General features: G+C 69.9%; 25 protein-coding genes and 1 pseudogene. 15 read left to right on the top strand and 11 right to left on the bottom strand.

The genetic code is table 11. The features are described from left to right. The first annotated feature begins 62 nt into the window (after positions 1–62). Positions 63–758 (top strand): NADPH-dependent F420 reductase, encoded by a 696-nt coding sequence (locus ACIRVH_RS26150; protein ID WP_403957439.1) that lies wholly within the window; start codon positions 63–65, stop codon positions 756–758. Between the two features lie 104 nt (positions 759–862). Here the strand turns inward: ACIRVH_RS26150 and ACIRVH_RS26155 are convergent, their stop codons facing one another. Beyond that, on the bottom strand, positions 863–1,081 hold the full coding sequence (locus ACIRVH_RS26155) for a hypothetical protein (RefSeq protein WP_403957442.1): 219 nt from the start codon (positions 1,079–1,081) through the stop codon (positions 863–865). A gap of 170 nt (positions 1,082–1,251) precedes the next feature. On the opposite strand from ACIRVH_RS26155, the gene ACIRVH_RS26160 reads away from it, so the two are divergent. Together ACIRVH_RS26160 and ACIRVH_RS26165 are read left to right on the top strand one after the other, a co-directional pair. Continuing rightward, entirely contained in the window at positions 1,252–3,423 is a 2,172-nt protein-coding gene (locus tag ACIRVH_RS26160) for a trehalose-6-phosphate synthase (RefSeq protein ID WP_403957444.1), read from the top strand. Positions 3,424–3,526: 103 nt separating this feature from the next. Continuing rightward, positions 3,527–4,276 (top strand): hypothetical protein, encoded by a 750-nt coding sequence (locus ACIRVH_RS26165; protein WP_403957447.1) that lies wholly within the window; start codon positions 3,527–3,529, stop codon positions 4,274–4,276. A 49-nt stretch (positions 4,277–4,325) separates the two neighbouring features. Here the strand turns inward: ACIRVH_RS26165 and ACIRVH_RS26170 are convergent, their stop codons facing one another. Continuing rightward, a complete protein-coding gene (locus ACIRVH_RS26170; protein ID WP_403957449.1) occupies positions 4,326–5,099 on the bottom strand; it encodes a class I SAM-dependent methyltransferase in 774 nt (257 codons plus the stop codon). Positions 5,100–5,131: 32 nt separating this feature from the next. Next, a complete protein-coding gene (locus ACIRVH_RS26175) occupies positions 5,132–6,073 on the bottom strand; it encodes a DUF6924 domain-containing protein (protein ID WP_403957453.1) in 942 nt (313 codons plus the stop codon). A gap of 548 nt (positions 6,074–6,621) precedes the next feature. Here ACIRVH_RS26175 and ACIRVH_RS26180 point away from each other — a divergent pair. The 5 genes from ACIRVH_RS26180 (at position 6,622) to ACIRVH_RS26200 (ending at position 11,455) form a co-directional block, all read left to right on the top strand. Further along, complete coding sequence (locus ACIRVH_RS26180; RefSeq protein ID WP_403957456.1) at positions 6,622–7,206, top strand: hypothetical protein; 585 nt, start codon at positions 6,622–6,624, stop codon at positions 7,204–7,206. Positions 7,207–7,377: 171 nt separating this feature from the next. Beyond that, a complete protein-coding gene (locus ACIRVH_RS26185) occupies positions 7,378–7,893 on the top strand; it encodes a hypothetical protein (protein ID WP_403957996.1) in 516 nt (171 codons plus the stop codon). Positions 7,894–8,090: 197 nt separating this feature from the next. Next, on the top strand, positions 8,091–8,783 hold the full coding sequence (locus tag ACIRVH_RS26190; RefSeq protein ID WP_403957459.1) for a DUF4232 domain-containing protein: 693 nt from the start codon (positions 8,091–8,093) through the stop codon (positions 8,781–8,783). A gap of 633 nt (positions 8,784–9,416) precedes the next feature. Beyond that, complete coding sequence (locus ACIRVH_RS26195; protein WP_403957462.1) at positions 9,417–10,079, top strand: response regulator transcription factor; 663 nt, start codon at positions 9,417–9,419, stop codon at positions 10,077–10,079. After that, positions 10,076–11,455 carry a sensor histidine kinase gene (locus ACIRVH_RS26200; protein WP_403957465.1) on the top strand — a complete coding sequence of 460 codons (1,380 nt, stop codon included), beginning with the start codon at positions 10,076–10,078 and terminating at the stop codon, positions 11,453–11,455. The genes ACIRVH_RS26195 and ACIRVH_RS26200 overlap by 4 nt, the downstream gene beginning before the upstream one ends. Here the strand turns inward: ACIRVH_RS26200 and ACIRVH_RS26205 are convergent. From ACIRVH_RS26205 to ACIRVH_RS26225, 5 genes and pseudogenes are all read right to left on the bottom strand, one after another. Next, positions 11,436–12,338, bottom strand: a complete 903-nt coding sequence (locus ACIRVH_RS26205) for a hypothetical protein (protein WP_403957468.1) — start codon at positions 12,336–12,338, stop codon at positions 11,436–11,438. The two genes, ACIRVH_RS26200 and ACIRVH_RS26205, sit on opposite strands and share 20 nt — an antisense overlap. Before the next feature lie 174 nt (positions 12,339–12,512). Next, positions 12,513–12,749, bottom strand: a pseudogene (locus ACIRVH_RS26210) (hypothetical protein); the annotation flags it as partial. 70 nt (positions 12,750–12,819) lie between these two features. Further along, positions 12,820–13,620 carry a thioesterase family protein gene (locus ACIRVH_RS26215; protein ID WP_403957471.1) on the bottom strand — a complete coding sequence of 267 codons (801 nt, stop codon included), beginning with the start codon at positions 13,618–13,620 and terminating at the stop codon, positions 12,820–12,822. Positions 13,621–13,798: 178 nt separating this feature from the next. Beyond that, positions 13,799–14,926 carry an aminotransferase gene (locus ACIRVH_RS26220; RefSeq protein ID WP_403957474.1) on the bottom strand — a complete coding sequence of 376 codons (1,128 nt, stop codon included), beginning with the start codon at positions 14,924–14,926 and terminating at the stop codon, positions 13,799–13,801. After that, positions 14,926–15,834 carry an ornithine cyclodeaminase family protein gene (locus tag ACIRVH_RS26225; RefSeq protein WP_403957477.1) on the bottom strand — a complete coding sequence of 303 codons (909 nt, stop codon included), beginning with the start codon at positions 15,832–15,834 and terminating at the stop codon, positions 14,926–14,928. The genes ACIRVH_RS26220 and ACIRVH_RS26225 overlap by 1 nt, the downstream gene beginning before the upstream one ends. Positions 15,835–15,897: 63 nt before the next feature. On the opposite strand from ACIRVH_RS26225, the gene ACIRVH_RS26230 reads away from it, so the two are divergent. Then, positions 15,898–16,473: a helix-turn-helix domain-containing protein gene (locus tag ACIRVH_RS26230; RefSeq protein WP_403957480.1), complete on the top strand. Its 576-nt coding sequence runs from the start codon at positions 15,898–15,900 to the stop codon at positions 16,471–16,473. Between the two features lie 15 nt (positions 16,474–16,488). On the opposite strand, the gene ACIRVH_RS26235 is transcribed toward ACIRVH_RS26230, so the two are convergent. Then, a complete protein-coding gene (locus tag ACIRVH_RS26235) occupies positions 16,489–17,094 on the bottom strand; it encodes a TetR/AcrR family transcriptional regulator (RefSeq protein WP_403957483.1) in 606 nt (201 codons plus the stop codon). 53 nt (positions 17,095–17,147) lie between these two features. Between ACIRVH_RS26235 and ACIRVH_RS26240 the strand changes: the two genes are divergently transcribed. After that, positions 17,148–18,074: a DUF2867 domain-containing protein gene (locus ACIRVH_RS26240; RefSeq protein WP_403957486.1), complete on the top strand. Its 927-nt coding sequence runs from the start codon at positions 17,148–17,150 to the stop codon at positions 18,072–18,074. A gap of 35 nt (positions 18,075–18,109) precedes the next feature. On the opposite strand, the gene ACIRVH_RS26245 is transcribed toward ACIRVH_RS26240, so the two are convergent. Further along, positions 18,110–19,069: a DUF4331 family protein gene (locus ACIRVH_RS26245; RefSeq protein ID WP_403957489.1), complete on the bottom strand. Its 960-nt coding sequence runs from the start codon at positions 19,067–19,069 to the stop codon at positions 18,110–18,112. 187 nt (positions 19,070–19,256) lie between these two features. Here ACIRVH_RS26245 and ACIRVH_RS26250 point away from each other — a divergent pair, with 187 nt between their 5' ends. Both ACIRVH_RS26250 and ACIRVH_RS26255 read left to right on the top strand, forming a co-directional pair. Continuing rightward, positions 19,257–19,796, top strand: coding sequence for a hypothetical protein (locus ACIRVH_RS26250; protein WP_403957999.1), 540 nt, complete (start codon positions 19,257–19,259; stop codon positions 19,794–19,796). A 186-nt stretch (positions 19,797–19,982) separates the two neighbouring features. After that, positions 19,983–20,198, top strand: a complete 216-nt coding sequence (locus tag ACIRVH_RS26255; RefSeq protein ID WP_403957490.1) for a hypothetical protein — start codon at positions 19,983–19,985, stop codon at positions 20,196–20,198. Between the two features lie 74 nt (positions 20,199–20,272). Here ACIRVH_RS26255 and ACIRVH_RS26260 read toward each other — a convergent pair whose 3' ends face one another. After that, entirely contained in the window at positions 20,273–24,568 is a 4,296-nt protein-coding gene (locus tag ACIRVH_RS26260) for a CHAT domain-containing protein (RefSeq protein ID WP_403957493.1), read from the bottom strand. 99 nt (positions 24,569–24,667) lie between these two features. On the opposite strand from ACIRVH_RS26260, the gene ACIRVH_RS26265 reads away from it, so the two are divergent. The 3 genes from ACIRVH_RS26265 (at position 24,668) to ACIRVH_RS26275 (ending at position 26,488) form a co-directional block, all read left to right on the top strand. Further along, a complete protein-coding gene (locus ACIRVH_RS26265; protein ID WP_403957496.1) occupies positions 24,668–25,027 on the top strand; it encodes a hypothetical protein in 360 nt (119 codons plus the stop codon). Beyond that, positions 25,024–25,884, top strand: coding sequence for a hypothetical protein (locus ACIRVH_RS26270; protein WP_403957499.1), 861 nt, complete (start codon positions 25,024–25,026; stop codon positions 25,882–25,884). Before ACIRVH_RS26265 ends, ACIRVH_RS26270 begins: the two co-directional genes overlap by 4 nt. A gap of 190 nt (positions 25,885–26,074) precedes the next feature. Next, positions 26,075–26,488: an ANTAR domain-containing protein gene (locus ACIRVH_RS26275; RefSeq protein ID WP_403957502.1), complete on the top strand. Its 414-nt coding sequence runs from the start codon at positions 26,075–26,077 to the stop codon at positions 26,486–26,488. Positions 26,489–26,502 lie beyond the last annotated feature (14 nt).

Raw genomic sequence — 26,502 nt, forward strand, 5'->3', positions numbered from 1 at the left:
GACATCCTGCCCCGCCCGATGCCTACCGGACGGTGTGCATCGGCTCGCCTAGCGTCCGGGCCATGACATTCCAAGACGCGAACGGGAGCAGGACGATGCGCATCGGCATTCTCGGCACGGGCGCCATGGCAGCAGCACTGGGCGGGGCGTGGGTACAGGCCGGACACGAGGTCATGGTGGGCGGCCGCAACGCCGTTTCCGCCGCCGCCACGGCCGCCCGTATCGGGGTCGCCGCGCACGGCGGCCCTGCCGAGACGGCGCGGTACGGCGAGGCGATACTGCTCGCCGTACCGGCCGACGCCGCACCGCAGCTGGCCCGGGAACTGGCAGCGGACCTGGCCGGACGGACCGTCCTCGACTGCACGGTGCCGATGCAGCCCTCCAGCGACGGCGGCCCGGTCCTGTCCACTGCCGGAGGTTCGGACTCGGCCGCTTTGCGCATCGCCGCGGCCGCGCCCTCTGCCCATGTCGCCAAGGTGTTCGGTATCTGCCACGAGAGCATCTGGACCCTGCCGCAACCGGCTTTCGAGGGTGCTCCGCTGGCGGTGCCCTTCTGCACGGACGCCCCGCCCGCCGACTCTGTGACAAGGGAGTTGATCTCGTCGATGGGCTGCACCCCGCTGCCGTGCGGCGGTCTGGAGCGAGCGGCGCTGCTGGAGGCTGCAGCGGTCTTCGCCATCGGCGTGTGGTGGTCCGGCAGCGAAGTCCGCCACGCCTTCCCCGCCCCAGCCCTGGCCCCCGGCGCCGTCGACGACTGAAGCGTGTCCGACGGGTCGCGTGACCGAGCGGTGTTGGTGTCGTCCCGGCCGGCGTGGAGCGATCTGGTCTCTTGGGCCGGGTCCTCCACCCGATCGGGCGGTCGTCACCAGGCCGGGTCGTGGGTGATCGGGTCGATGACGCAACCCGCGTCGGACGGCTTCATCGGCGGGGAGCCGGAGCTGGTCCTCTGGATTTCCTGGATGGCACGTCCGAGCCGGGCCACGCGCGGATCGTCGCTGTGCAGCAGATGGGTGACCAGTTCCGCGCGCACGTTGCGTGCGCAGGACACCAGCTCGGTGACTGCGGGATCAGTCTCGTCCATGGCACCTCCGGGGCTGTTCGGCCGGGTGGGTTGCGGCGCCTCGATGTGCCCGAGGCGCAAACCTCATCTCATCTGGCCCTCGGCGGGGCGCTACCGGCGCGCGGTTTCCGTCAGAAAGTAACACTATGTGTTGTTGATCACACACTCTGTGTCACCGTCAAGGAGAAGTGATGGGCAACATCCCGCGCACCCCGTACAGCCCGCATCGCCGCACCGACCGCGCTGCCGGCCCGCACCCGTCACCCAGCGCCGGCCGTGTGCTGGTCACCGACCTCGACGGAACCCTTTTACAAGGTGATGACCGCGCACGTCGAAGACTGCGTCACCTCCTGGGCCTGCACCCGTGCATCACCGTGGTCTTCGCGACCGGCCGCTCACTGCACTCCGTACGCTCGAAACTGGAGAGCGATCCGCTCGTGCCGTCGCCACGATGGATCGTCGCCGATGTCGGGGCCAGCGTCATCGACGCCGCTGAGCTGAGCCATGTCGACGCTCTGGAGGCTCGGCTGCGTGCCGGATGGCCCGGCGCGGACCCGGTGCTGTCTGCCTTGGCGAGATTTGACGGACTGGTCCACCAGGACGGAGTCGTCCAAGAGGGACGATGCTCCTTCTACCTGGCCCCTGAGCACCTGACCGCAGACCTCAAGGCGGCGGTGGCAGAGCTGGGCTGTTCGTGGACGTACTCCGCAGGGCGCTACTTCGATGTCCTGCCGGCGAACGCGAGCAAGGGAGCAGCCGTGCGGGAACTCGCCCGCACGCTCGGCTGGCCCATCTCTGCTTTGCTAGTTGCCGGCGACTCTCTGAATGACCTCTCCTTGTTCGGCCTCGGTGCGCACGGTGTGCTCATGGGGAACGCCGAACCCGGGCTGGGCACCCGCGTGCCCCTCGACGCGCGCGTGCATCGCCCGGCACTGAACGGTGCGTCGGCCATCCTGTCGGCCATGGAACGCCTCGGCTGGATCGACCGGCCCTCGCGGGTGGTGGTCGGCTACCACCGCCCGCCCATGCAATGGTGCGACGGCAGATGGCAGCCCCCGGCCAGCCCCAACGGCATCCTTCCCACGCTCGCCTCCGCCCTGGACCCCCGCTGCTGCGACCAGGACGCCGTGTGGGCGGCCGCCCTCGTCACCGACCAGGACACCCCTCCGGCCCCCAGCCCGAACACCCGCTACACACACTGCGCATGTCCGGCGCCGCCGACCCCGCTCCCACTGGCTCTGCTTCCCGTGCGGTACGAAACCTGGGCGGGCTACTTCCACGGCGCGTGCAAGGAGACGCTGTGGCCGGCCCTGGTCTCCGAACCCCAGCTGATCCGTCACGATGCACGCCACTGGGCCGACTTCGAGGAAGTCAACACCGCCTTCACCGAGCACATCGACGCCCACGCCGCGCACGGGGCGACCGTCTGGCTGCACGACTACAACCTGTGGCTCGTCCCCGGCCTGCTCAAACCGCGCCGCCCCGACGTGAACATCGGCATGTTCCACCACACCCCGTTCCCCGACCCGGACACCTTCGGGCGACTGCCCACGGCCGATCAACTGCGGGCCTCGCTGGCGCATCTGGACTGGGCCGGCTTCCACACCACCACCTGTGCCGACAACTTCGAACGGCTGTTGGAGAACGCCCCGTGCCCGCCACGTACCGGGGTGCATCCGCTGGGGATCGACCGCCAGGCTGTGGAAGCCCACGCCCGCGCACGCTCAGCGCGGTGTCCTCCGCGAAGCGGTGGGCAACTGGTCCTCTCCGTCGAGCGACTGGACTACGCGAAGGCACCCGTGCTCAAGATTCGCGCACTGGCGGCTCTGCTCGATCAGGTGCCGGCGCTTCACGGCCACCTACGCTTCCGGCTGATCTGCCCACCCCCCGAGCCGGGCATCCAGGCCTACGAGAGGACCCGGGTCGAACTGGAGAAGGCGATCAGCGGTCTCAACTCCCGTTGGGGTACCCCTGCCTGGCAACCAGTTGAATACGTGCCCCGATCGCTGCCCTTCCCGCACATCGTGGACAACTACCTTGCGGCGGACGTGTTCTGGGTGACGTCCCTGGCCGACGGCATGAACCTCACGGCGCAGGAGTACGTCGTATGCCAGGCAGCGGCAGGACGCACCGGCGTCCTCGTGCTGTCCCGACGCGCCGGCGCCGCCGAACACCTGGGCAGGGCCGCCCTTCTCACCGACCCGGGCACACCGCAGAACCTGGTCGACACCCTCCACCGGGCCCTCACGATGAGCCCCGCGCAGCGCCGCCTCCACACCGACCGCCTCGCCGCCTGCCTGACCACCCCGACCCCTGCCGACTGGACGCGCACCATCCTGAGAGCAATCCCCGGCGACAGATGACTGCACGCGTACTCGCGCGACGCCGCGCTGATCTGTCGAGCGGCCCGAAGTGTCCCCCGGGGCCCGCGTGGATCGCGGACGGTGCCCGTTCTAGCCTGGCCCGATGAGGTATGCGGGGGACTTCCGGGCCGGTGACGTGCTGTCGGTCGCCTGCCCCTTCACGCCGGCCACAGTCGAGCGAGGCGTGACGTGGGATCACGTCTCGGTGAGGTGGCCATGGTGGTGTATCGACAGCGACAGCGATTTCATTCACTGGAACGGAATCGTCGCCCTGGGCGTGGACAAGGGCGGGCGCGTCGCGCCCGAGGTGGAGGCGGAGCTGTTTCGGACCGACCCGCCGCCCGAGCACCTGGCGGCGGGAGACGTCTGCCGGATCGGAGTGCCGCCGACCGTCGTCCACGTGACGGCTGTCGACCACCACGACCCTCCGCTGGAGACGGGCTGGCTGCCACGCCCCCGGCTGACCGTGACTGTGCTGCGCCGCGGCCTGTCGTATCGTGAGTTTCCGGACGAGAGTCATCTCGACGGCTCGGGCTACACCATCCACCCGGGCGACGGGATCCCGTTCACCTTCGATCTGTTGATGCGGCCGTACGCGTTTCTCCAACTGGGCGACGAGGTCGCCGACGCCGCAGGACGGGCATGGCGGTTCGACGGGCCCTGGGACTGGACCGCCTTCGACGGAGCCGGGACCGGCCCGGGCCCCGAGTGGCCGCTCCTCCTGCTGACCCGCGCAGGGGTGCCGTGCTCCGTCGCTGACGCGGAGGCGGTGGCCGCAGGCACGGCGACCGGTTCCCACCAGGACACGGTCCAGCACTGGATGTCTCTCACCGAGGCTTCACCCACGCCCTAGCCGGACGGCCCGTACCGGACGTCCTGTACCGGGCGCGGATCAGGGCTGCCTAGTCGTCCGAGTCCACAGCCGACAGCGGTACCTCGACGACGAAGAACAGGAAGGTTGTTTTGGTCGAAAGGTCATGGAAGTCGTCGGGGAACAGCTCACGGGCGGCCGGGTCGGGCTGCGGCTCGCTGATGACGGCGATGCGGAAACCGGCGGTGGTGAACGCATCGGTCATCGCGTGCAACGGCTTGCGCCAGAACTTCATCGGGAAGGACTGCCCGTTGAACGTCCAGTCGAAGGTATAGCTGGTGGTCGCAAAGTAGTCGGGCCGAGGATCCTGGATCGTGTAGGCCACGAAGGGGTGGTCCACCGACGCGATGAGTCGGCCGCCGGGCCTGAGCACTCGCCGCAACTCGGCCAGCGTCGGGCCCCAGTCCTCCAGGTAGTGCAGCACCAGCGACGCCACCACGTCGTCGAACGCACCGTCGGGGAACGGCAGCGGGTCGCTCAGGTCGACCACGTGCAGGTCCGCGTCGTCCCCGAGCCGCCGCCTGGCCAACGCCGGCATCCCGGCGCTGGCGTCGATGCCGGTGACGACGGCGCCGCGGTCGCGCAGCGCAGCGGACAGGGGGCCCGAGCCGCAGCCGGCGTCCAGGATCCGACGGCCGGCCACGTCTCCGGCGAGGGCCACCATCGCGGGCCGCGCGTAGTACGCGTTCACGAGGTTGTTCTCGGTGCCCGCCGAGTACGCCTCTGCGAAACTGTCGTAGTCGTTCGCCTGGGCCGGATCTGCAGGCTGGGCGAGACCCTCGGGCACGTCGGTCATCCGTTCCATCGCCGCAGCCCAGTGGTCACATGATCTCCCGATCATCTCTCCCACCACGGCTCCATGCCCTCCTCGGCGATGAAGTCGTGGAAGTCCATGTTGCCGATCTCCAGGTTGCAGGCCATCGATCCGACCATGCTGCAGGGCAACACAGCGGTCTGCCCCGGGGTGTCGTACAGATCGACGACGGTCAGCGGTCGGCCGGGCTCGGCAAAGGTCCTGGCGTCGGCGAGCGCGACCAGGGTGGTGTGCTCCCCGGGCGGGGTCAGCGCCGGGACCTGGCCCGGCAGGAGGTCCTCGAAGGCCCGGTCGTCGACGACCAGCGCCTCCAACGGGTAGTTCTCCACATCGATCTCATCCGTGTCCGGATCAGCGCCGACCCAGCCCTCCTCGTCGGCCCCGCCCAACTCGTCGAGCAGGGCGCGCCAGCCGTCCTCGTTGTCGAAGGACGTTCGGACCAGCAGGGCCGCGGCTGTGGAGGGCAGTGCCGAGAAGGACCGGCGCGGCGGCGTCGTCGGCGTGGGGAAGGCCGGCCGGCCACCGTCACCTTGGTACATGCCGTACTTGTCCATGTCGCGCACCAGGTCGCCGAACGCGAGCGCGCCGCCCAGCAGAGCGGTCAGGATCTCGCCGAGCCGGGCCGACGGAACCCGGACACCGCGCCCGGGTATCGCTGCCAGGTCCACCAGTAACGGCCCGTCCCCGCCGTACACCACAGGGATGTCCGCCAGGACGACGACCGGCGGCACGAGGCCACCGCTCGGGACAAACGCCGGTACGTTGCCGCCGTGCAGGTCATCCCATCTGCGATCCTCGGTCAGGCGGAGCCGCACCTGACCGCCCGCGAGGACGAGCACGTCGCCTTCGCGGCGACCCCCTATCTCGTTGAGCAATCCACCCCACAGAGCCTTGCCATCCTCGTAGCACGTGCAGACCAACAGCGCTTCACCAGGCGCGGGCTGGGGAAGCCCGGGAATGGACATGACTCTCCTTCGAAGGATCGGCAGGGACCAGGACACTAGCCCACCACCAATCCCGAGCTGGAGCACTTCATTTGACGGACAGTGCGCGTCTGTCCGCGGACGGCATGCTCCGGGTCGCATACCCGGATCAGGACGGCTGGCTCCTGAAGGGCATCCTGCCGGATGGATCCACTGGTCCGACCGTCCGCCCGGACTGCGGCCCCGATGAGGAGGTCGGCGCGTTCGTCCTGCTCGATGACGGCTTCTGTGTCGCCTGGGCCGACGGCTCCCGCCTGCTTCGGAGGGCACGAAGCCGGCAGGCCTCGGTACCGCAGCCTCGGGTGGCCCGGTACACGCGGGACGGAACGAGCCTGTGGTCGACGCCGATCCTGCTCGGTGCGGTGTCGCATCCGGGTGGGGTGGAGGTGGGTCGGGACACCGGGTGGGCGATGCGTCCGCATCGCCCCTGGGTGCCGAAGGAAGTCGGAGTCGATCACTGCGAGCCGCTGCTCGTGTCGGGCGACCGGGTCGGGGCCGGCTTCAACGACACGAGGAGTGGGGTCGGAAGGGTGTTCTTCCTCGACCTGGACAGCGGCCGGATCGTCTCGGCCACCGCCCCCGCTCCGACGGGACACAAGGCGATCGCGGGTCCGGGCGAGTTCTTGATCGGGTCCCAGGGGTATGGCGCATTCACGACGGGCCGCTACGGCCGAGATGGTGGCGAAACAGCGCGATGGGCCAGCCATGGAGCGATGCTCGTCGACGACCGGGGCACCGTCCGTGGCCCCGAACTGGAGAACGTCCTGCCGTCGAGATCACGCTTCCGGCGGCTCGCACCGGGCAACACCCTGGTGGACGGACCTTCGCTGACGGGCTACTACACGTCGTATCCCGCGATGGACAGCGAGGGCACCACGGTGTTCTGGCGGGATGGCAAGCTCCTCGCCGTGGACGCGGACCTGACCGCGCACGAGCTGTTCGCGATGGACGACGACCGGAAAGTCATAGGCCGCGCACTGCTGTTGGGCGAAGGTCGCGTCGTCGTGTCCTTGGGCAGTGAAGTGCTCACCTTCCACACTCCGCTGGGCGCCCCGGACGAGGGGCCCTGGCCATGTGGGGACGCGAATCTTCGGGGCAACCCTGTTCTGGGCTGACACCGCCCAGTGATGTGGCCGGGAACGTTCACCGGGTTCGTCGCAACCGAATCCGTACTCAGGTCCACTCAGGTCCACTCAGGTCCTCCCCCAAGCGGGTACACCCTCCGCCGCACGGGGGAGACGGTCTGCCGCAGCGGACGAAGCGGGTCTGCCATGTCCGCGCACAGCATGTGTGTCATGACGACAGAATCCACCCCTCTCCCCGCCCCCGCACCTGTCTGGGCCCGTCGTGCCGCGCACGCCATCGCCCTGTGCGCCGTCCCGTCGGGCCTGTGGCGCATCGCCATGGCATCCGGCATCTACGTCGGCTACAGCGACCAAGTCCTGCGGGACGTCTTCGACATCCCGGGTTGGGGTGTCGCGTACGTCATCGGCCTCTCCGTACTCACCGAGCTGGCCGCCCTGTTCCCGCTGCTCCTCGTGAGCGACCGGTGGCGACCGCTGCGGCCCCGGACCCTCGCCACGCTGGCCCGGACCGCCTCGGCCGTCCTGGTCCTGGTGGCGCTGTGGCAACTCGTGGTCGCTTTCGCGGTCGAGAGCCAGACGTACATGTCGAGCGGTGCGGCACAGACCGTCTGGGGCCTCGTCTACGCCCCGCTGTTCGCCGTTCCGGCCCTCATGACCGCGGTGACCTGGTCATACGCAAAGCGGCACCGGGGACTTCGGCACGTCACCCGCATCTGACCTGCAAGGAGTTGACCATGTGTCACTCGGTGGTGGGCGCGGGCCGCGCGGGGCCGACGGAAGGATCTGCCAGGTGGTTGCCGCTCTCCCCGCGTCCAGGCCTGTGACCCTTGTCATGAACCGGCACGGAACGGAGCACGGTGTCACCCGCGTCTCCTCGCATGCAATTACTGAACGGTCATTCAGGAGGGATCTTCATGCGAGTTCGTACCGCGGTCGCCGCCGCCACCATGCTTGTCGCCGGGTTGGCTCTCACGGCATGTCAAGGAGACGACAGCAAGGCCGCCGACAGCCCGTCCAATGCCGGCACCGCCACGGCCAAGAGCACACCGGGCAAGTCCCAGGGCGACACCGCCAACTCCAGCACCGGAGGCAAGGGCACGTCGAGCGGCTCGACCGGCTCCGGCACCTCGGGAAGCAAGGGCACGTCGGGCGGCAAGGGCGGCACGATCGTCGCCTGCACCGCGAAGACGACCAGCGTGACCTTCGTGGCAGCCACCAAGCACGCGACCGAGTCCGAGCCCGCGGCCGCCACGGTGAAGATCACCAACACGTCGGGCAAAGCCTGCACGATCGTCGGCGCCACCAGCCTCGTCGCCAAGGACGACCAGGGCAAGAGCGACCCGATCGAGACCGACAACTCCGCGGCCGGAACCGACGCCGTCGACCTGGCGCCGGGTGCCACCGCGACCGCCGACGTGCTCTACGCCGACCTGAACTTCGAGGGCAGCCAGTCGGCCCGCGAGGTGTGCGGGGTCCAGGCTTCGAAGGTGGAGATCGCTCTGCCCAAGGATGTCGGCCGCACGGTGAAGGTCGTCAACGGCAGCGGCTCGGCGGCCACGTTCAACGTCTGTGGTCCCGCAGTGAAGTTCGAGGCGTTCCACGCCTGATCGGGCGGGGCACGCGAGGGGGCTCGGAGAGCCATGCGGTCAAAGCAGTTGAGCAGACCATGGCTCCAGGACCGCACCGCGCCCCCTGACGGACGGCCGGGCTGGAGTCCCCCTTTCGCATGACCTTGCTGTCCGGATGAGGAACCTCGCGTGGCGTCGGGACGACCCGAGGGTCTGGGCGAGGTACAGGGCGAGACCGCCGTCGGCGCCCTCACCAGCGAAGTCGCCGATCGCTGTCCACTGAAGGACATCGCCGAGGCACGAGTGGGCCGACTCCGGTGTGCGTGGCCGCGTGCTCGTCGGCATCCCTGACCGACGCGCGGGAGTCGGCCGACCGTGCGACCTCGGATGACCTTCGGGTGGCACCCGTCACTCGGGAACCTTCCTCGACCGAGGTTCGTCTACAGTTACGTAGACCGTCTACTCTCCTGTAGTCATCCGCTGCCATCTGCATGCTCACGCCCGCTGGGCCGCTCGGAAAGGGCTCGTCCTGCATGATCTCTTCGTTGCACCCGGCCACGCAGCGCCGCCGACGGGCCGGCCGACGGTGTGTCCGGGGGCTAGGGACCGGTGGCTGCCCGAGCCCTTCCTTCATCGCACGTACGAGCTCGGCCGGAGCGCCGACGGAGGATCATGCGACCCAAGATCCTGGTTGTTGAGGACGATCACGCCCTGCGGGACGTGCTGCGGCGAGGCCTGCAGGAAGAGGAGTTCGAGCCGGTTCTCGCCGCCGACGGCGCCACCGCCCTGCGGTTGGCGACGGCCGACATCGCGGCGGCCGTACTGGATGTCGGCCTCCCCGACTCGGACGGGCGTGACGTGTGCCAGGCGATGCGTGCCAACGGCTTCCTCGCTCCTGTGATCTTCCTGACCGCCCGGCACCAGCTCACCGACCGCCTGTCCGGCTTCTCCGCCGGAGGCGACGACTACCTGCCCAAGCCCTTCCATCTCGCCGAGCTCGCCGCCAGGCTGCGTGCCGGGGTCAGACGGGCCGCCCCGCGGTCCTCCGCCACAACCGGTGATCTGGTCCTGGACGCGGTGGATCACAGTGCGATCGTGCACGGTACGCGCGTCGACCTCTCCCCCACGGAGTTCCGGTTGCTGGCCACGCTCGTCGGCGCGGACGGGAGCCTCGTGCGCCGGCGTGACCTGGTGCGGGCCGGCTGGCCCGAAGGCGCGCAGGTCAGCGACAACACCTTGGACCAGTACCTGAGCCGGTTGCGCCGCAAACTGCGCGAGGCGAGCAGCCGACTGACGATCGACACGGCGCGCGGGGTCGGGCACCGCCTGTCATGAACCGTGTCTTCCGCTGTTTTCGCCGCTTGGTTCCACGCACCCTGCGAGGACGGCTCTCCCTCCTCGCGCTGGCCACCACCGCCCTGCTGATGACGGTCCTGACCGTGGCGTTCAACGCCGTGATGGACGAGCACCTGCAACACCAGGCCGACGACGAACTGCGCACCAGGGCGGCAGCGGTGACCACGACCGTCGACACCAGCGGACCACGGGTGCACGTCCTGGAAACCGTCAACGACCGGCTTCTCGACGCGAACGTGTGGATCTACGCCGGCAGCCGTCTCCTGGAGAAGCCGCCGTCGGCCACCGCCGGGAGCCCGCTGACCCGGGCCGCCGGCCGGCTGGCCGCAGAGGCGAAGCATGTGTGCGAGACGGTGGACGGTCGCCGGCCCGTCCGGATGTGCTCCCAGCCGGTCCACGCCCGCAACGCCGCAGCCACTGTCGTCACCGCGCTCGACCTGGCTCCGTATCGCAGCTCGGCCGAGACCGTGCTGCTGGGGTCGCTCGTCCTGGACGCCGTGATGCTCGGATGTACGTACGCACTCACGCGCCTGTCCGTCGGCCGGGCACTGCGCCCGGTGCGGACGATGACCGACCAGGCCACGCAGTGGAGCGCCGTGGGCTCCGACGACCGCTTCGGCACGGACGATCACCCGGCCGAACTCGCCCGTCTGGGTGGCTCGTTGGACGCGCTTCTTGATCGCATACGCACCGTACTGCGCCACGAACAGCAGCTGACGGGAGAGCTGTCCCACGAACTGCGCACGCCGCTCACCCGCATCATCATGGAACTCGACTGGTGGCGGACCCGTCCGCGCACGGACGCCCAGACCCGCGCCACCCATGAGGTGATCGCCGAGGCCGCGCAGTCCATGCGCACGATCTGCGACACGCTCCTCGACGACGCCCGCGAGAACGCGCTGAACCCGGCGACAGCCCCCGCCACGACGGACGTCGGGCCCGTCCTGGACCGCATGCTCCAGCACGTCGACCCACCGGATCGATTGAAAGCCACGGTGGAAACAGGCGTCCAGGTGGTGGAGGCGGGGGTCGCACCCGCTCTCCTCGAACGGATCCTCAGCCCTCTGATCGCCAACGCCGTCCGCTACGCCCGCTCCAGCGTGACCGTGTCCGCGCGCCGCCTGCCCGGTTCCGTGCGGATCGATGTGGTCGACGACGGTCCCGGTGTGCCTGAGACCTTCGTGGACGAGCTGTTCCAGCCCGGCCGACGCGCCGACACCGACGACGGGCACGACGGCGCGGGCCTCGGGCTGCCGCTCGCACGACGCCTGGCCCGCGCCGTCGGCGGGGATGTCTCCTACGACCCCGGACACGCGCCCGGGGCGAGATTCACGGTCAGTCTCCCTGCGGGGTGACCGGCTCCCGCTCCGCGCCCGCCGCCACGACAGCGCTCCGGCGCTCCTGCACCTGGGCGTACGCCATCAGGCCGAACAGCACGATGAGCAGGACGGCGGACGAGCCCGCCGTACCGAGGTTGAGGCCGCCCTTGGCGACCGGCTTGGTGAGGAAGTCGCCCGCGGTGGCGCCCAGCGGGCGGGTGAGGACGAAGGCGATCCAGAACAGCAGGACGTTCGACACGGCCGGCACCTTCATCAGCGCCAGGAGTACGGCGAGCAGCCCGGTCACGAGCAGCGCGCCACCCGCGTAACCGAGGCCGGAGCTGTCGGACAGGAAATCGCCCATCGAGGTGCCGAGCGTGTTCGACACGAGGATCGCCGACCAGAACAGGGCCTCGCCCTTGAAGGTGACGATGTCGCGGATCTGGAAGGTCATCCCGGTCAGCTTCCAGGCGAGGAAGATCGCCAGGAGGATCGAGATCAGGATCGCCGCTCCGGTGGGGTAGCCCAGTCCGAGGCCCTGCGGGCCCCAGCCCAGCTTGGTCGCGCCGTTCGAGAGGAACTTGGTGCTGGCGTCGCGGTTCATGAAGTCGGACATCGTGGTGCCGGCCATGCTGGTCGACAGGATCACGGTCCAGTAGAAGAACGGGTTGTAGCGGCTGGAACGCAGCTGGATCACCAGAGTCACCACGAAGATCACGAACAGTGCGATCGTGGTGAGGAAGTAGCCCAGCTTCAGGGTCTGCGCGAAGAGGTCGCCCGCCGTCTCACCCAAGGTCGTCGCTGCGGTCTTCATGATCCAGAAGGCCAGCGTGACTTCAGGCAGTTTCTTCATCACCGACTTGGTCGTGCTCGACGTGCTCGCCACGTCGAGATCGGTGAGGACCTCGCTCGTATCCAACTGAGCTTCTCCTGTTCGGTCTAACGACAGGGCGCTCGCCCCAGAAATCGGGACGAGCGCCCTGTGAGATCAGTCGGCCGCCGGCGGCGGCCTTGATCAACGACCGTGGCACAGAGATCCTGAACGCATCCTGAACGCATCCTGAACGCATCCCGAACGCGGACGAGTTGCAGGTCAGGCCGCGTATCGGGCGTCCTGCTGCGGCTCGGTGACGTCCTTACGGGTCACGCCGAGGTACACGACCAGACCGAGGACGATCGTCAGGAACGACGCGCTGGTGTTCACGGTGCCCAGGCCCAGACCGCCGTCTCCGGTCGGCTGGGAGAGGTAGTCGCCGATCGACGCGCCGAGCGGCCGGGTGAGGATGTACGCGATCCAGAAGCTCCATACCGCGTTGAGACCGAGCGCACGCCTACCGAGGGACTCCGTGGAGCCGCTGGACGGGCCCGGGTCCTGGACAGCGCCTCCGAGTACGGGTGCCTCAGCCGCGCGCGGCCACGTACAGGGTCTGGGTGCTGCGGCCGATCGGGCCCTTCTCGTCGTGCAGGGCGGACTCGGCGAGGCCGATGCCCGCGCCGTCCACCATCGTCCGCGCGTCCAGGCAGACCCACTCGCCCTCGGGGTGACGGTGCAGGCTGACGGTGAGGTCCGCGTTGATGAAGACGTATCGACGGAAGTCCAGCTCGGAGCTGACGCCGTTGCCCGAGTCGGCTGCCGTCAGCACCCGGCTGAGCGGGGTGATCTCCTCGCCCGCGACCAGGGGGACCCGCATGCGCATCCACGCCGTGGCCGGGCCGGACTCGAGGAACGAACCGGCGGCGAAGCGCACTTCCATGGCGGTGTGATAGCCCTGGTCCCAGGGGACCGGGAAGAACGCCTTCGTGGGTACGGCCTCAGGCCCGGGCACCCGCCGGCCCGGCGACACCTCCGGTACCGAGTCCGGCGTCGTCTTCATCAGCAAGGCCGTCGCCCGCATCACTTCCTGGCCGCCGTCGGGTGTGAGACCGACCTCCACGAGCTCGACGCTGCGCCCGGAGCGCAGCACCCGCGTGGTCACGGTCAGCGGCCGTATCGGGACAGGCCGCGTGATCTCGTACGTGAGACGGGCGACCCGCATGTCCGGCCGGCCATCCGGTCGTTGTTCGACGGCCAGACCGAGCAGTGCGGCCGGCGGACCGGCGTGCTGGGAGTCGGCGTCCCAGGGCCCCCGGGTGTACGCGGTGGGGAGGAACCGGGCGTGGGCCTCCCGCTCGTAGAAGGCCTCGGCTTGCGACGTCGGCATATCGGTCCCTTCATGTCGCGCGTTCTGTCCGACGCCATATTACTAAGCGCTTGCTCATATGGGCGGAAGGACAGCCCACTGACCGAGCCCCAACGGCAGCACCCCAGGCATCGCCACGAGAGCCGCGAGGCTCACGATCACCAGGCCTGGCATCGGTCGCACCTCGGAGCGGGAGCGGTTATTCCTGGGCGAGTTGGTCCAGGAACCGGCCGACCAGGTGCAAGCCGGTGCGCAGGGTCTGGGTGTCGTCGGCGAAGCCGATGCGCACGGTGCGTTCGATGCCGAAGGCGGCTCCTGGGGTGAACATGACGCCGGTCCGCTCCAGCAGGCGGGTGCAGAAGTCGTAGGAGCCGATCGGGGCCTCGTAGCGCAGGAGCGCCGTGGTGCCCGAGGCGGGCCGGACGTAGCTGATGTCGTCGCGGCTGGTGATCCACTCGTCCAGGACGGCGAGGTTGGTACGGGTGATCCGGTGGGAGCGGGCCAGGATCGCGTCCTTGTTCTCCAGGGCTACGCAGGCGAGCAGGTCGTCGACGCGTCCGACGCTGATCGTGGTGTAGTCCCGGTGTGTGGCGACGTCGGCGAGCAGTCCGGTGGGGCCGACGATCCAGCCGAGGCGCAGGCCGGCCAGGGAGTAGGGCTTGGACATGCTGCCGGTGGAGATACCGCGTTCGTACAGGTCGGCGATCGAGACGGTGAATCCGTCGCCGGTCTGGTCCACGCCCCGGTAGACCTCGTCGCACAGCACCCACGCCCCGGCGCGGTCGGCGATGCCGGCGATGCGGGTCAGGCCTGCCTCGTCGATGAGGGCGCCGGTCGGGTTGTTCGGGTTGTTGACGGCGATGAGCTTGGTGTCGGCGGTGACCAGACGATCGAGTTCGTCGAGATCGGGCAGCCAGCCGGTCTCCTCGCGCAGCGGCAGGTGGTCGACGCGGGCGCCGTAGCCGTCCGGGATGGAGTAGTGCTGCTGGTAGGTGGGGACCACGGCCACGACGTGGTCGCCCGGCTCGACGAGGGTGGCGTGCACAAGGGCGTTGGCGCCGATCGCCCCGTGGGTGATCAGCACGTTGTCCGGGCCCTGGGCCGCGTACAGGCCGGCGACCAGGCCGCGCAGGCGCGGGCTGCCCGGGATCGGCCCGTAGGTGAGCGGGGTGGCGTCCAGCTCGGCCAGTATGTCCTCACGCCGGCCGGACAGTGCCAGCAGCTCGCCGGTGGTGAGCGAACGGACGCAGGTCTCGGCCAGGTTGTACCGGCACGTCTCCTCGTAGTCGTTCATCCAGCGCTCGACTTCGAACTCGCGGATCTTCATCAGGACCGTCCCTCGGTGGTCTCGTTGTCGTGCTCGTAGGCGGCCCAGGCAACAGCCGCGTCCTCGATGCCCAGTCCCACGGACCGGAAGTACACCGGGCGCTGCCCACTGGGAAGTAGGGCCTTGTCGGCGACCAGGTCGGCCAGGTCACCGCGCACCGCGGCGGGGTCCCAGCCGGATGCGGCGGCCTGCACCAGCTCGGTGGCCACGTCGAGGGTGGTGCGCGCGTCCACGTACACCTCGAGCTCCGCCACCGCCGCGGCCGGGATCTCGCGCGCTCCGGGAGCGTTGGTCGAGATCGAGGTGACGACGACGCCCGGGGCCAGGGTGCGGGGGTCGACCACGTCGTCGGCCGCCGAGGTGCACAGCATCACCAGGTCCGCGCCCGCCAGGGCCTCCCGGCTGCCGGCGACGGCCTCGACGCCGTCGTCCACATGCTCGGGCCGCGGCGGTGAGTACGTGCGAACAGTCATGCCGGGACGGACATGGCGCAGGTAGCGGGCGTGCTCGCGGCCGACGCGGCCGTACCCGATGACGGCGGCGGAGCGGGCGTCCGGCGGAAGCAGGTGGTCGGCGGCGAGCACGGTCGTGGCCGCGGTGCGCTCCACGGTCAGAGCCGAGGCGTCGAGCAGCGCGACCGGCTGCCCGGAGGACAGGCTCATCAGCATCGTCCAGGCGGTGACCACGGCAGGGCCGGCCGTTCGCGGCAGGTACGGGGAGACCTTGATCGCGTAGACCCCTGCGCCGGGCAACACGGCCGGGTAGTGGATGACGTCACCGCCGCCGGGCAGGTCGACGGCGAACTGGCCGGGTCCGGCCACCTCACTGTGGGAAAGATCCCCGAATGCCTCGCGCAGCGCGGCCAGCACGGCCCGCTCGGAGACATGGGGAGTGGTGATCACTCGCATGATGAGCAATATATTGCTCACTCCGCGATTCGAGCAAGCTTTTTGTGCACTATAGTGCTCACCATGAGCAGCGAGGTCGACGCCGGCAGCAGCGCCACGCAGGAGTTCGTCGCCCGTATCGGCGGGCGTATCCGGGCACTGCGCAAACAGCGTGGCTGGAGCGTGCAGCAGCTGGCCGAGGCCGGCGGGCTCAGCCGGAGGATGCTCACGGATGTCGAGCTGGGTCAGGCCAACCCGAGCCTAGCCACCGTCGACCGCGTCGCACGCGCCCTGGACACCGACTTCGCCGCCCTGGCCCTGCCGGAGCGTGACACGGCGGACGAGCAGGTCGAGGGAACGCTCGTGTGGCAGGACGCCGACGGCAGCCACGCGCTGCTCCTCGCGGCGACACAGGACCCACGGGCCGAACTGTGGCGCTGGACCCTGGCCCCCGGGGGCCACTACGACGCCGAACCCGACCGGCCCGGCGCACAGGAGATCCACCATGTCCTTGCCGGCCGCCTGACCCTGACGCCGGAGAGCGGACCCCACGTGCTGGCACCCGGGCAGAGTGCCGTCATCGCCAGCGACCAGCAGTACGCCTACCGCAACGACGGCACCGAACCGGTCGTCTTCATGCGGGTCGTCACCGGCGCCTGATCCCTACGACACGCTTCAGGACTCCGGAGCAGCCGTCATCAGCGTGTCGAGCACCGAGGCCACGTAGCGCTCGCCCTCCTCACCGGCAGGAAGCGTCTCCGGCACCGCGTGCGCCAGCTGCGTGTGGCCGAGGTAGCCGGTGTACGCCAGCAGTGCGCGGCGGCGGGCATCGTCCGGGGGGAAGCCCAACTCCATGAAGAGCTCGGCCAGGTAGCCCACCCGACGCTCCGTCACCCGGCGCAGTACGGCGGCGACTCGCGGATGCCCGGCCGAGGCCGGCAGCGAGACCTCCAGCGGGTCTTCGGCGGCGAGTTCGGACGCCTCCGCGAAGAGCCTGCGCAGCCGTGCGGCCGGATCCGGCTCGGACTGCAGCCCGGCGATGACGCTCTCGGTGGACTTCTGCTCCCAGCGGTCGAGCGCGGCCTCGATCAGCGCCTCACGGTTGGCGAAGTGCCAGTAGAAGCTGCCCTTGGTGGTGCCGAGGCGCGCGGCGAGCGGCTCGACGGCGACCGCCGCGAGACCGCCTTCGCCCATCGCGGAAAGGGCCGCGTCAGCCCAGTCCTGCACCGTCAGTCGCTTCCGCCCGCCCCCACGGGGCCCCTCCGCATGCCGCTGCACCATGTCCATACGCTACCGTATGGTCGACAACATACGGCAGCGTATGGAGGCGCGTTATGCGCAGGTTCCGCACGATCCGCAATGTCCATGAGCGCACCATCGAGGCGCCCGCCCAGACGGTCGGGACCCTCCTTGAGCGGCTTTCCTCGCCCCACGACCCGGTCTGGCCCGCGCCGGCCTGGCCCCCGATGCGCTTCGACCGCCCCCTGGGCGTCGGTGCGGACGGTGGCCACGGCTTCGTCCGCTACCGGGTCTCCGCGTACGAGCCCGGCCGCCGCGCCCGCTTCGACTTCAACCCGCCCATGAGCGGCCACCATGAGTTCGTCATCGAGCCGACGGGGCAGGACCGCTGCCGCGTGCGGCACACCCTGGAGCTGCAGCGCCGTGGCCCGATGGTGCTGGGCTGGGCCCTGGCGGTGCGCTGGATGCACGACACGGTGATCGAACAGCTCTTCGACAACATCGAGCGGTCCGTCACCGGGACGGTGCCCAGCCCCGTCCGCTGGTCGCCGTGGGTCCGGCTGCTCCACCGGCTGACGTGGGAAAAGGCAACCGGCGGCCCGCTCCCGAGCGACGCCCGCCTGGTCCGTGCCGCGTTCGAGCAGACCGACTACACCGATGCCTGGCGCATGACGATGCGTCCCGGCATGCCGCGGGACCCCGAGCCCTGGCGGGATGTCCTGCGCGGCGCCTCCTTCCCGGTGGTGGGCCGCGAGGGCGGTGAAGTGCTCCTGGGCGAGGACGCCGGACATCTCGACTTCCGCGCGTCGATCCACGTCGACGACCGTCAGGTCACGCTCAGTACGGTCGTGCGGATCCACAACTGGCGCGGCAGGCTGTACTGGGCGGCGGTCAAACGCGTCCACCCCTTCATGGCCCGCATGATGCTGCGCCGCATCCACCGCCGGCTCGCTCTGACGGCTCCGAGCGCTGCCGAACGCGCGCTGCGCGAACCCGCTTCACCTGTCCCGCAAGGGAGTTGAGCCCGCTTGGACGTATCTCTCCCCCACCGCGGTGGTCAGGAGACCGGGTGCGGGCGGCCGAGGTAGGGAAACTCGGACAGCAGGTCGGTGTGCGGGCCGATGTGGTCGTCCGTGATCTTGCCGCCGGAGACCATGGCCAGCCGCGCGGAGGTGACGTCGTCGGTGAGCTTGCGGCCGTTGGGATAGGCGACCGGCTTGCTGCGGTCGTAGCGGAGCACGTCCGGCAGGACGGTACGCAGCGTCCTCTCGGCCTCCTCCGCGCTGTAGCCGCCGGTATGGGCGAGGACGGCACTCCACGGCTCCAGGTAGGTGTCCCAGTCGTCGGCGGGCTCGCCCTCGTTGTACTTCTCCTTGGCTTCCTCGGCGTTGAAGTACGCGGTCAGGGAGGGGTGGGCCCCTCGGTCGACGGAGACGAGCCGGCCGTTCTGCCGCAGACTGACCCGTGCCCACACGCCGATCGGCCCGCCGCCGAGTTCGTCGTCGGGGACCTCCAGCACGATCCCGAAGACGTTCTTGTCGATTCCGAAGTCGTTGCCGGTCCAGCGGAAGTTGTCGACGATGCCGTCCAGGTCGGCGAAGAAGGGATCACTGCGCAATCCGGCGGAGAAGCGGTAGCCACCGCTCTCCACAATGTTGGGCTCCGCACCGAAAGCGACCTCGGCATCCGACATCACGGCCTGACCGTCAGGCACGTGATTCCGGGCGCCGGCGCCGACCGCCCGGTGGACGGTGACCGTCTGCCGGCCCTCCGAGGGCGCCGAGAAGACGAAGCTGTAGGCCAGGTCGGCGACGTTGTCTCCGTCGGTGTCGACGTTGATCCGGTACACGGCGTCCGGGTGGAACGCATCACCCTGGGTCGGCGCGAACGGATTCACGTTCATGACCAGGACGGTGCGCCCGCTCTCCGCCGCGGCGAACACGAACACATCTGTCAGGTCCAGGCGGGCGTCGTCCTTGGGCGAACGCAGATCGGGTCCGCTGAGGTGGTGCGACATGGTGGCCTCTCGGTGAGCATGCAGCCCCCTGACGCCGCGCGAGCAGCAACAGGAAATCACAGCTCGCCCGCCTCGGCACCTGGGGCGCCGCCCGGGACGCCGACGCGCCGTCGACGTTCGGATCGTGAAGCCCATCAGCGGGAAAACTCCCCTGTCCCGGTCGCGGTGTCGGTCTAGGTTGGCCGGCATGGAAGTGCCGGGACGGGAATACCGCTATGTCGGGCCCAGCGATCTGAAGGGTCTCGTCCGGCCGGGCGGGGAGGGTGCGAGCATCCGCGCGGCAGCGGACTTCGCCCTGTGGGTGTCGGCTCGCGGCGCTGCGGAGTTGGCTGAGCCGTTCACCTTCGTGGTCGATGCCGAGGGCGTACTGCGACTGGCGCCGCGCCGCAGCGAGCATGTGGTCTGCGCGGGCGGAGGGACAGTGCTGAGCGCTGGTGAGATGAGCTTCCGCGAGGAGTCCGGGCGGTGGGTGGTCGACGAGGTCAGCAACCAGTCGACCGGATACTGCCCGGACATCGGCTCATGGTCGGTCCTTGCGGATGCCTTGGACCGAGCGGGGCTCGCTCACTCCGGCGGGTTCACCCACGGGGTCGTGTTCCGTCGCTGCGTGTCGTGCCAGCAGGTCAACATCGTGCGTGAGGACGACTTCGCCTGCGTCTTCTGCGACGAGAGCCTGCCGTTCGACTGGAACGTCGATCAGGACGTGGGTGAGCGCCGTGGTAGGTGAGTTCGCGGTGGAACGCAGCCGCGAACTCGGCCGCCCAGTCCGTTTCGTCGTTACTCGTGCGGATTGCCCAATCCGGTACAGCGGGGCCATCAGGGTGGCCCCAGGCCGTGTCGGGCGGCCGGGATGAGCCCTGTTGGCCATGCTGGGCGGGGTGTGCACCCCCTTCCCGGCGACAAGGAGCACGGTATGCCGACGGACTCGGTCGAACGATTCCTGGCGGCCCTGGACCCGGAGCACCGGGAGGCCGTCGGCGCCAAACCGCGAGAAGCGCAGGAGCAGCTCGCGGCGGCCTGGGAACGGGAGCTCGAGTCGGACGACGAGCTCGACACCCTCGACGAACTCTCGCCGCCGGCCGCGGAAGCCGAGGCCGCCCGCCGTGTCCTGGAACGGGAAACCGACTGACTCCGGCCGGACGGTTCGTCCGACTGTCGTCCCGCCCGGCCAGGGGCCCCTCTGCGCATGAGCTTCTCGCCCGGTCAGGGCCCCATGTGCACATAAGGGGCCCACAGCCATGGGCTGCGCGGATAGCGCTCGCGCAGGTCGCGGGTCACTCGGTGTATCGCCTCGGCCGGCGGGACGCCCTCGGCCAGGAGGCCGTACAGGGTCGTGGTGAACTCGGTGGCGTCGCCGTCGGCGACCTCCCACAGGGTGGCGATCACATGGGTGAAGCCTGCCAGCTGGAACGACGAGGCGACATGCTGGGCTTCGTCGGCGAGGTGGTAGGCGCCGGCAGCGGATCCGCACGAGGCGAGGAAGACCAGCTCGGCGTCGAGGGAGAGCGCCGTGATGTCCGGTAGCGACAGTGAACCGTCCTGCAGTGCGAGCTCGTTGGCGGACCTGCCGAGAATGTCGGCCTGCGTGTGGCAGGCGAAGTGGGCCCAGGAGTGCTGCGTGAGCTCGCGGAGTACGGCCTGCTTCGTAGCGGCATCACCGGTCAGGACGGTGGTCCGGGGAAACAGCTCGGCGAGCGCCTGCGCGTCCGCGGCCGCGTGCCGCAGGGGTGCCGCTCCGGGCGCTTCCGGGGTGGCGACCACCAGCAGGTGCGGATCATGGACGAGGCGGGAGCGGCTGGGGCTGTCGTGCTCGGCGGTCTTCGGGCGCAGTGCGTTGAGTGTTGTCGTGTACGACGACATGACGTAGTCGGCGATTCCCTGTGGGGCACCGCCGGTGTACCGCCCGGCCGCGTGCAGGGGCAGGAAGCTCAGGATGCCGGTTGGGCACCACCACAGCTGTGGAAGGTGGTCACCGCCGCTTTCGAGACCCAAGTGGCGGACGACTGGTCCGGCGATCGCCTCCCACAGCCAGGCGAGTGTGTCGAGGACGACGGTGCCTGCCTCCCAGCGGTGTTCCGCAGGCTCGTGCGGGTCGTGCAGCGCGTGGACCGCCGAGCTGAAGGCCATGAACCGGTCCGCCGCGGACCTCAGGTCGGCCCGGGGCAACGGCACACACTTCGCCGTGCCCTCGGCGAGGACGATCGCGTCGCTGCGCAGGGTCGCGAGGTTGACGACCACCACCGGGCCGGCCTCGGTCAGTGCGCCGAGGTCAGGTACTCCAGGCCGGAGAAAGGTCTCGAAGCCGGGCAGGCCACGGATCGTGTCGCGCATCCGCTCCCAGGAGCGGACCGTCAGCCGGTGCTCGTCCCTGGTGGGACCGGGCGCGTGGGTGGAGGCACGGTCGGTGCTCGCGCCGAGGGACGTCATGGCCTCGCTGAGCCGACTGAACTCATCGGCCAGTTCCGGTGCTTGGCGACGGAGGTCCGTCAGGTCGCGACGAGTCTCGGTGAGCTGTCCGAGCAGGATGCCCCGCCCGCGTTCGAGCAGATCCAGTGCCTCCTCGGGATCGCCCAGCTGCAGGGCGCAGGCCGCGGCCTGGGAGGCGAGCAGGAACTCGTCGGCGAGCAGCAGCTCGCGGTCGGAGCGTGCGAGGCGGTGCCCGACCAGAAGCGGCAAGAGGTCCACCGCGGCTTCGTAGTGTGTGGCCGCGCCGTGCCAGTCGCCGACACCGGCGGCCAGGTCACCGGCCGACTTGGCGGCCTCGATGCGATCTGGAAGAGAGAAGTGCGGGGATCGGTAGACCTGGCTTCTCAGTTCGAGCACGTCCGGCGCCGAGTGGCCCGTCTCGCCGTCGCGTCGCGCCAGGACGTGGGACAGCACCAGCAGCGCTCGCACGTGCCGTACGTCGTCCGGGCTCGTGGCGGCCTTGGCTTCGCGCGTCACGGCTTCGGCCTCGTCCAGCAGCGGCGCATCAGCGTCGTACCGGTGGACGTCGAGCAGAGCGTTGGCCAGGTTGGTGCCCCAGAGGGACCGGTGCGGGTGGTCGGCAGGACCCGTCCGGATCGCCTCACGCAGCAGTTCGGCGGCTTCGCGGGCGTCTTGTGCCGACCTACGGTCCCGCGCTCGGCCCAGTAGCACCACGGCCAGGTAGGACAGTGAAACGGACCGTTCTGAGCTGCCTTGTGTCCGCAGTGCCAGGGACTTCCGGCAGAGGTCGACGATCGCGTCGAGTTCGTGCTCGTACGCGGCGAAGGGCTGGGCGAAGAGGTCCGTGAAGATGCGGGGACTGCTCTCTCGGGCCCTGCGGGCCATGTCCATGAAGGGGGCGAACTGCCGGGTGTGGTGCAGCCTCGCTTCCGCCAGCCTCGCCATGGCCTCCGGCGTCGTACGCCAGGCCTCGGGCCCCGACGCGGCCTCTTCGAGTACGTCGATGGCCTCCAGCAGCGCCGAGCTGTCCCGTGAGACCTCGTAGAGCGAGACCAGGGAGACCCCCAACTCCAGCAGGGACCGGGCCCGCTCGAAGGACTTCTCCCGGGCGAACCGTACGGCGGCGCGGCAGACGGGAACGAGCTCGTCGAGGAGCCTTCTGTCCTGCGTGCTGTAGTAGGCGGTGCTGAGGGCACCCGCACATCTGCCGAGGAGCAGCCCGCGCTCGTCCTCGTCCAGCGTGGGGTCTTCCAGGTAGCTTCGGGCCAGCCTGAGGGACTCGTCCAGCGCCGCTTCCTCCCGGGTGAGTTGGAATTCCACGCGGTAGGAGTCGATGAGGTTGGACTTGGCGCGGCGCGCCTCGGCATGGTCGGCGGGGAGTTCGGCGACGACCGACTGGAGGACACGTCTGCCCTCCGCCACGGCCTGCGGATCCTTGCCCAGTTCGCCCCGAAGAGTCAGCGAGTGGCCCAACTCGACGCACACGGGAACCTGTTGAGGGTGTCGCGCATTCAAGTGCTCGGCCGCCGTCCGTAGCACGGTCACCGCGTTGTCGGCGTCGGAGAGGGTGCTGGTGGCTGTGGCCGACTCCTGGTGGGACAGCCCGGCGTTCATCAACTGCGCCACGTAGGCCGGATCGGCCGGGTCCAACGCTCGTGCGGCCGCATGGTTCAGGCGTGCCGACTCTCGCATGGCCTCGACGTCGCGCAGCAGGAGCGCCTTCACCCGCAGCACATTGCCGAGACAGGACAGCGTTCCGGCGTCCTCCGGTGCCGCCTGATGGGCACGGCGCGCCCACTGCTCGGCCGCCGCGATGTCGTGCCGCACGCCTTCACCGACCCTGGCGTCGGTGTCCTCTCTCCGCCCGTCGTGCGCACGCGACTTGAGGGCATTGGCGAGACTGACCATCCGGCTCACGGCGTCAGGCCCCGGCCCGTCCGAACCGGACAGCGCAGCCTCCAGGACCTCCACCGCCTCGTCCAGCGAGGCGACCTCGCCCGTGGCGGCGTGCGTCATCCGCAGACACATACCGAGGTCCGCCTGGTACTCGCGCCGCTGACCGTCGCTCATCCCCGGGTGCACGACGAGCCGGCGCAGCACGAGGGCTCGTGCGCGAAGCAGGGTGGGCTCGCCCTGCGCGACGTGCAGCGGCACGACGGAGGTCAGGGCGTCGAGGACGCGACGCGAGCGGGGGTCGGCCGGATCGTATGCGTCGGGCACGCGCTCGATGTAGGCGCCGGCCTGCCGGACCCACTCGGCGGACGGGGTGTGCAGGTGGCCCTCGATGAGAGCCGCGGCCAGTCGGAGCCGGACCTGTACCCGTGTCTCCTGGTCCATGGCCTTGTCCTGGACACGGTCCCATGCCGCCGCGGCCAGGGAGAGCAACCGCGGATCGCGGCCCGTGGGGCCGGCCGCACCGTCGCGGTAGGCGTTCAGCAGGTTTCCCCCCAACGGACCGAGCAGCGGTACGGCCTGTTCGTCGGGGACCGCCGCGAGGGAGTCGATCGTGCGCGAGGCCCACCCGACGGCCTCTTCCAGCGAGTCGGGGTCGTCGCCTCTCGCATGCCGCTGCAGCAGGACTTCCACCAGGTTGATCTGCAGCATCTCCGGCAGGGCTGCGATCTCCCGCAGGATGCCGATGCCGCGTCGGAGCAGACCGACGGCCTCGCTCAACTGCGTCGGGTCGCCGGTGGTTCGGTGCGCGGCGGCGCGGTCGGCTGCCTCGTTGGCGAGCTGCAGCGCTTCTTCGAGCCGTTGCGGTGTGGCGGACTCCCGCGCCAGTACGGCGCCGATCGCGTCCGGTACCGCGTCCGGCAGCCGCGCCCACAGGGGCCGGAAGAGCTCCAGGGCTTGCTGGAAGTCCGTTCCGTCGTACGTCTGTTGGGCCAGGCAGCGGGACCAGTGGAACCGGCCCAGGGCGTGGGCGGCCTCGTCGCTCCAGGACATGTGCAGGGACTCGGCGAGACGTCTGGCCGCCGTGTCGGCCTCGGGTCCGAGCACCTCCTGCGGATCGGCGCTGGACGCGAAACGTCCGAGCCGTGCCTGCACAGTGGTGAGTGGCGAGTTCCTCATCTGTTCCATCGCTCCCCCGCGGTGGCTGTTCGGCGTGCGGCGCCCGTACCATCATGCAGCGACGCTGACGCGTCTTCTGCAGGAGGGACGAGGGGCAGCATGGAACGTCGGGGGGATGTCGCGGCATGGTGTGAGGCCCTCCCTCTCCTGCGCCGTCTCGCCGCTGCGCAGGGCCGCGCGGACGAGGTCACGGAGCTGGTGCTCCGTATGCGTACGGATGGCGAGGTGGTGCCGCAACTCGACGAACTGGGGCGGGAGTTCGGGATTCCGGCCGTCGGCGCCAGGTCGGTGCTCGGAGTGCCCGGGGTGGCCCCGGGGGTGCCGGTCGACGAACTGTTCGTCTGTCCGGCAGGGCGGTGCGACCGGGACTGGCTTCGGGCGCCGGGTGTGGCGACGCCCGAATGCCACCTGTTCGAGGAGCCGTTGGCGCGGGCGACGCCTGAGCGGCGCGCTCGGTGAACTCCTTCCTCAACGAGCTCGCCAAGCAGTTGGCCGGCAAGTGGGTCTCCCTCCTGGTCGTGCCCGGGGCCCTCTTCGTCGCCTCCGTTGTGGTGGGTCGGCGGATGCACTCCGGGTCGTGGCCCGGCGACGAGCACTTCGTGGCGGCAATGCAGCAGGGCAGGGCCTCGGGTGGCCAGCTCGCCGCCGTCACTCTGGGCGCCGTACTGCTGTCGGCCTGGGCGGGGCTGCTGGCGCAGGGCGCGGGAAGGGCTGTTCACTGGCTGTGGCTCGGCCGGTGGCCCGGACGTACGGGCGAGGCACTGACCGGTCGGCGTCGTCGCCGCTGGGCTCGCACCCAGGAACGCTATGAACAGGCATACCGCCAAGGGCAGTCGGACGAGACGCTGGCCCAGCTGGCGCACCGGCGCAATCGCATCGCGCTGGCGCCGCCGACGGGGCCGACGTACATGGGTGACAGCATCGCGGCGCTGAGCATCCGCGTCGGGATCGAGTACGGACTCGACCTCGAACACGGCTGGCCACGGCTGTGGTTGGTGCTGCCCGAGGAGGCACGGGCGGTACTGGACGAGAGTCGGGATGCGTTCAACAGGTCCGCCGCGTTGGCTGGTTGGGGAGTTCTCTACACCCTCGCCGGAGCCGTCTGGTGGCCCCTCGGGCTGGCGGGACTGGGAACGCTCCTCACGGCCATCGTCCGAGGCCGGTCGGCCGTCACGAACCTCGCTCAGCTGATGGAGTCGGCGGTCGACCTCCATGGAGCGAGCCTCGCCACCTCGCTCGGCATTTCCGTCCCGGACGGGCGTGTCACACCGGAGATCGGGCGCGAGGTGACTCGGGTGGTGCGTAAGGGGGCGTGACGGGCGGGCGACGACAACCCCAGCGACCGGGGGAAGCCCGGTGCGAACACGCGCCGACGACGGCCCTCGGCATCGGGCCCGTGATGCACGTACGCGCGCTCTTTGGGTAGTCGCGGGTCGTCCTCCTCGTCATCGGGCACGTCGGCGGCGACGGTCCGGGGCGGAGAGCCAGTTCCGGGACGTGATGACGATGGGTTGCTCGCATCGGGGCAACACGGGAAGCACCGCAGTGGGCGCCCTCCTGACCTGCGAAGATCTCCACATCAAGATCTGCTGTTTGCGAGGGGAGATCCACCAGCTGCAAGAGGCCGTCGTGTCACACGCCGTGATCGACCAGGCGATCGGCGTGGTCATGGCCGTCGGCGGGCTCTGTCCCGACCAGGGCATCGAAGTCCTCGGGGCAGTCTCCCGGCGCACCGGCCTCGGACTGCCCACGATCGCCCGTCTCCTCGTCGACTGGGCGGGGGCCGATCGACTGCCCGACGGCCTCCGTCGGGCACTGGACACCGCGATGGCGGACGCGGGAGCCGGCGCAGCCGAGCACACCCCGCCGGTCGTCGGCTCGCCCGCTGGCCGATGGCGCGGCAAGCTTGAGGTGGCGTGAGCATCGCACACCCG

This window comes from Streptomyces sp. NPDC101165 (genome assembly GCF_044768135.1).
In the GTDB taxonomy this organism is placed as follows: Bacteria; Actinomycetota; Actinomycetes; order Streptomycetales; family Streptomycetaceae; genus Streptomyces.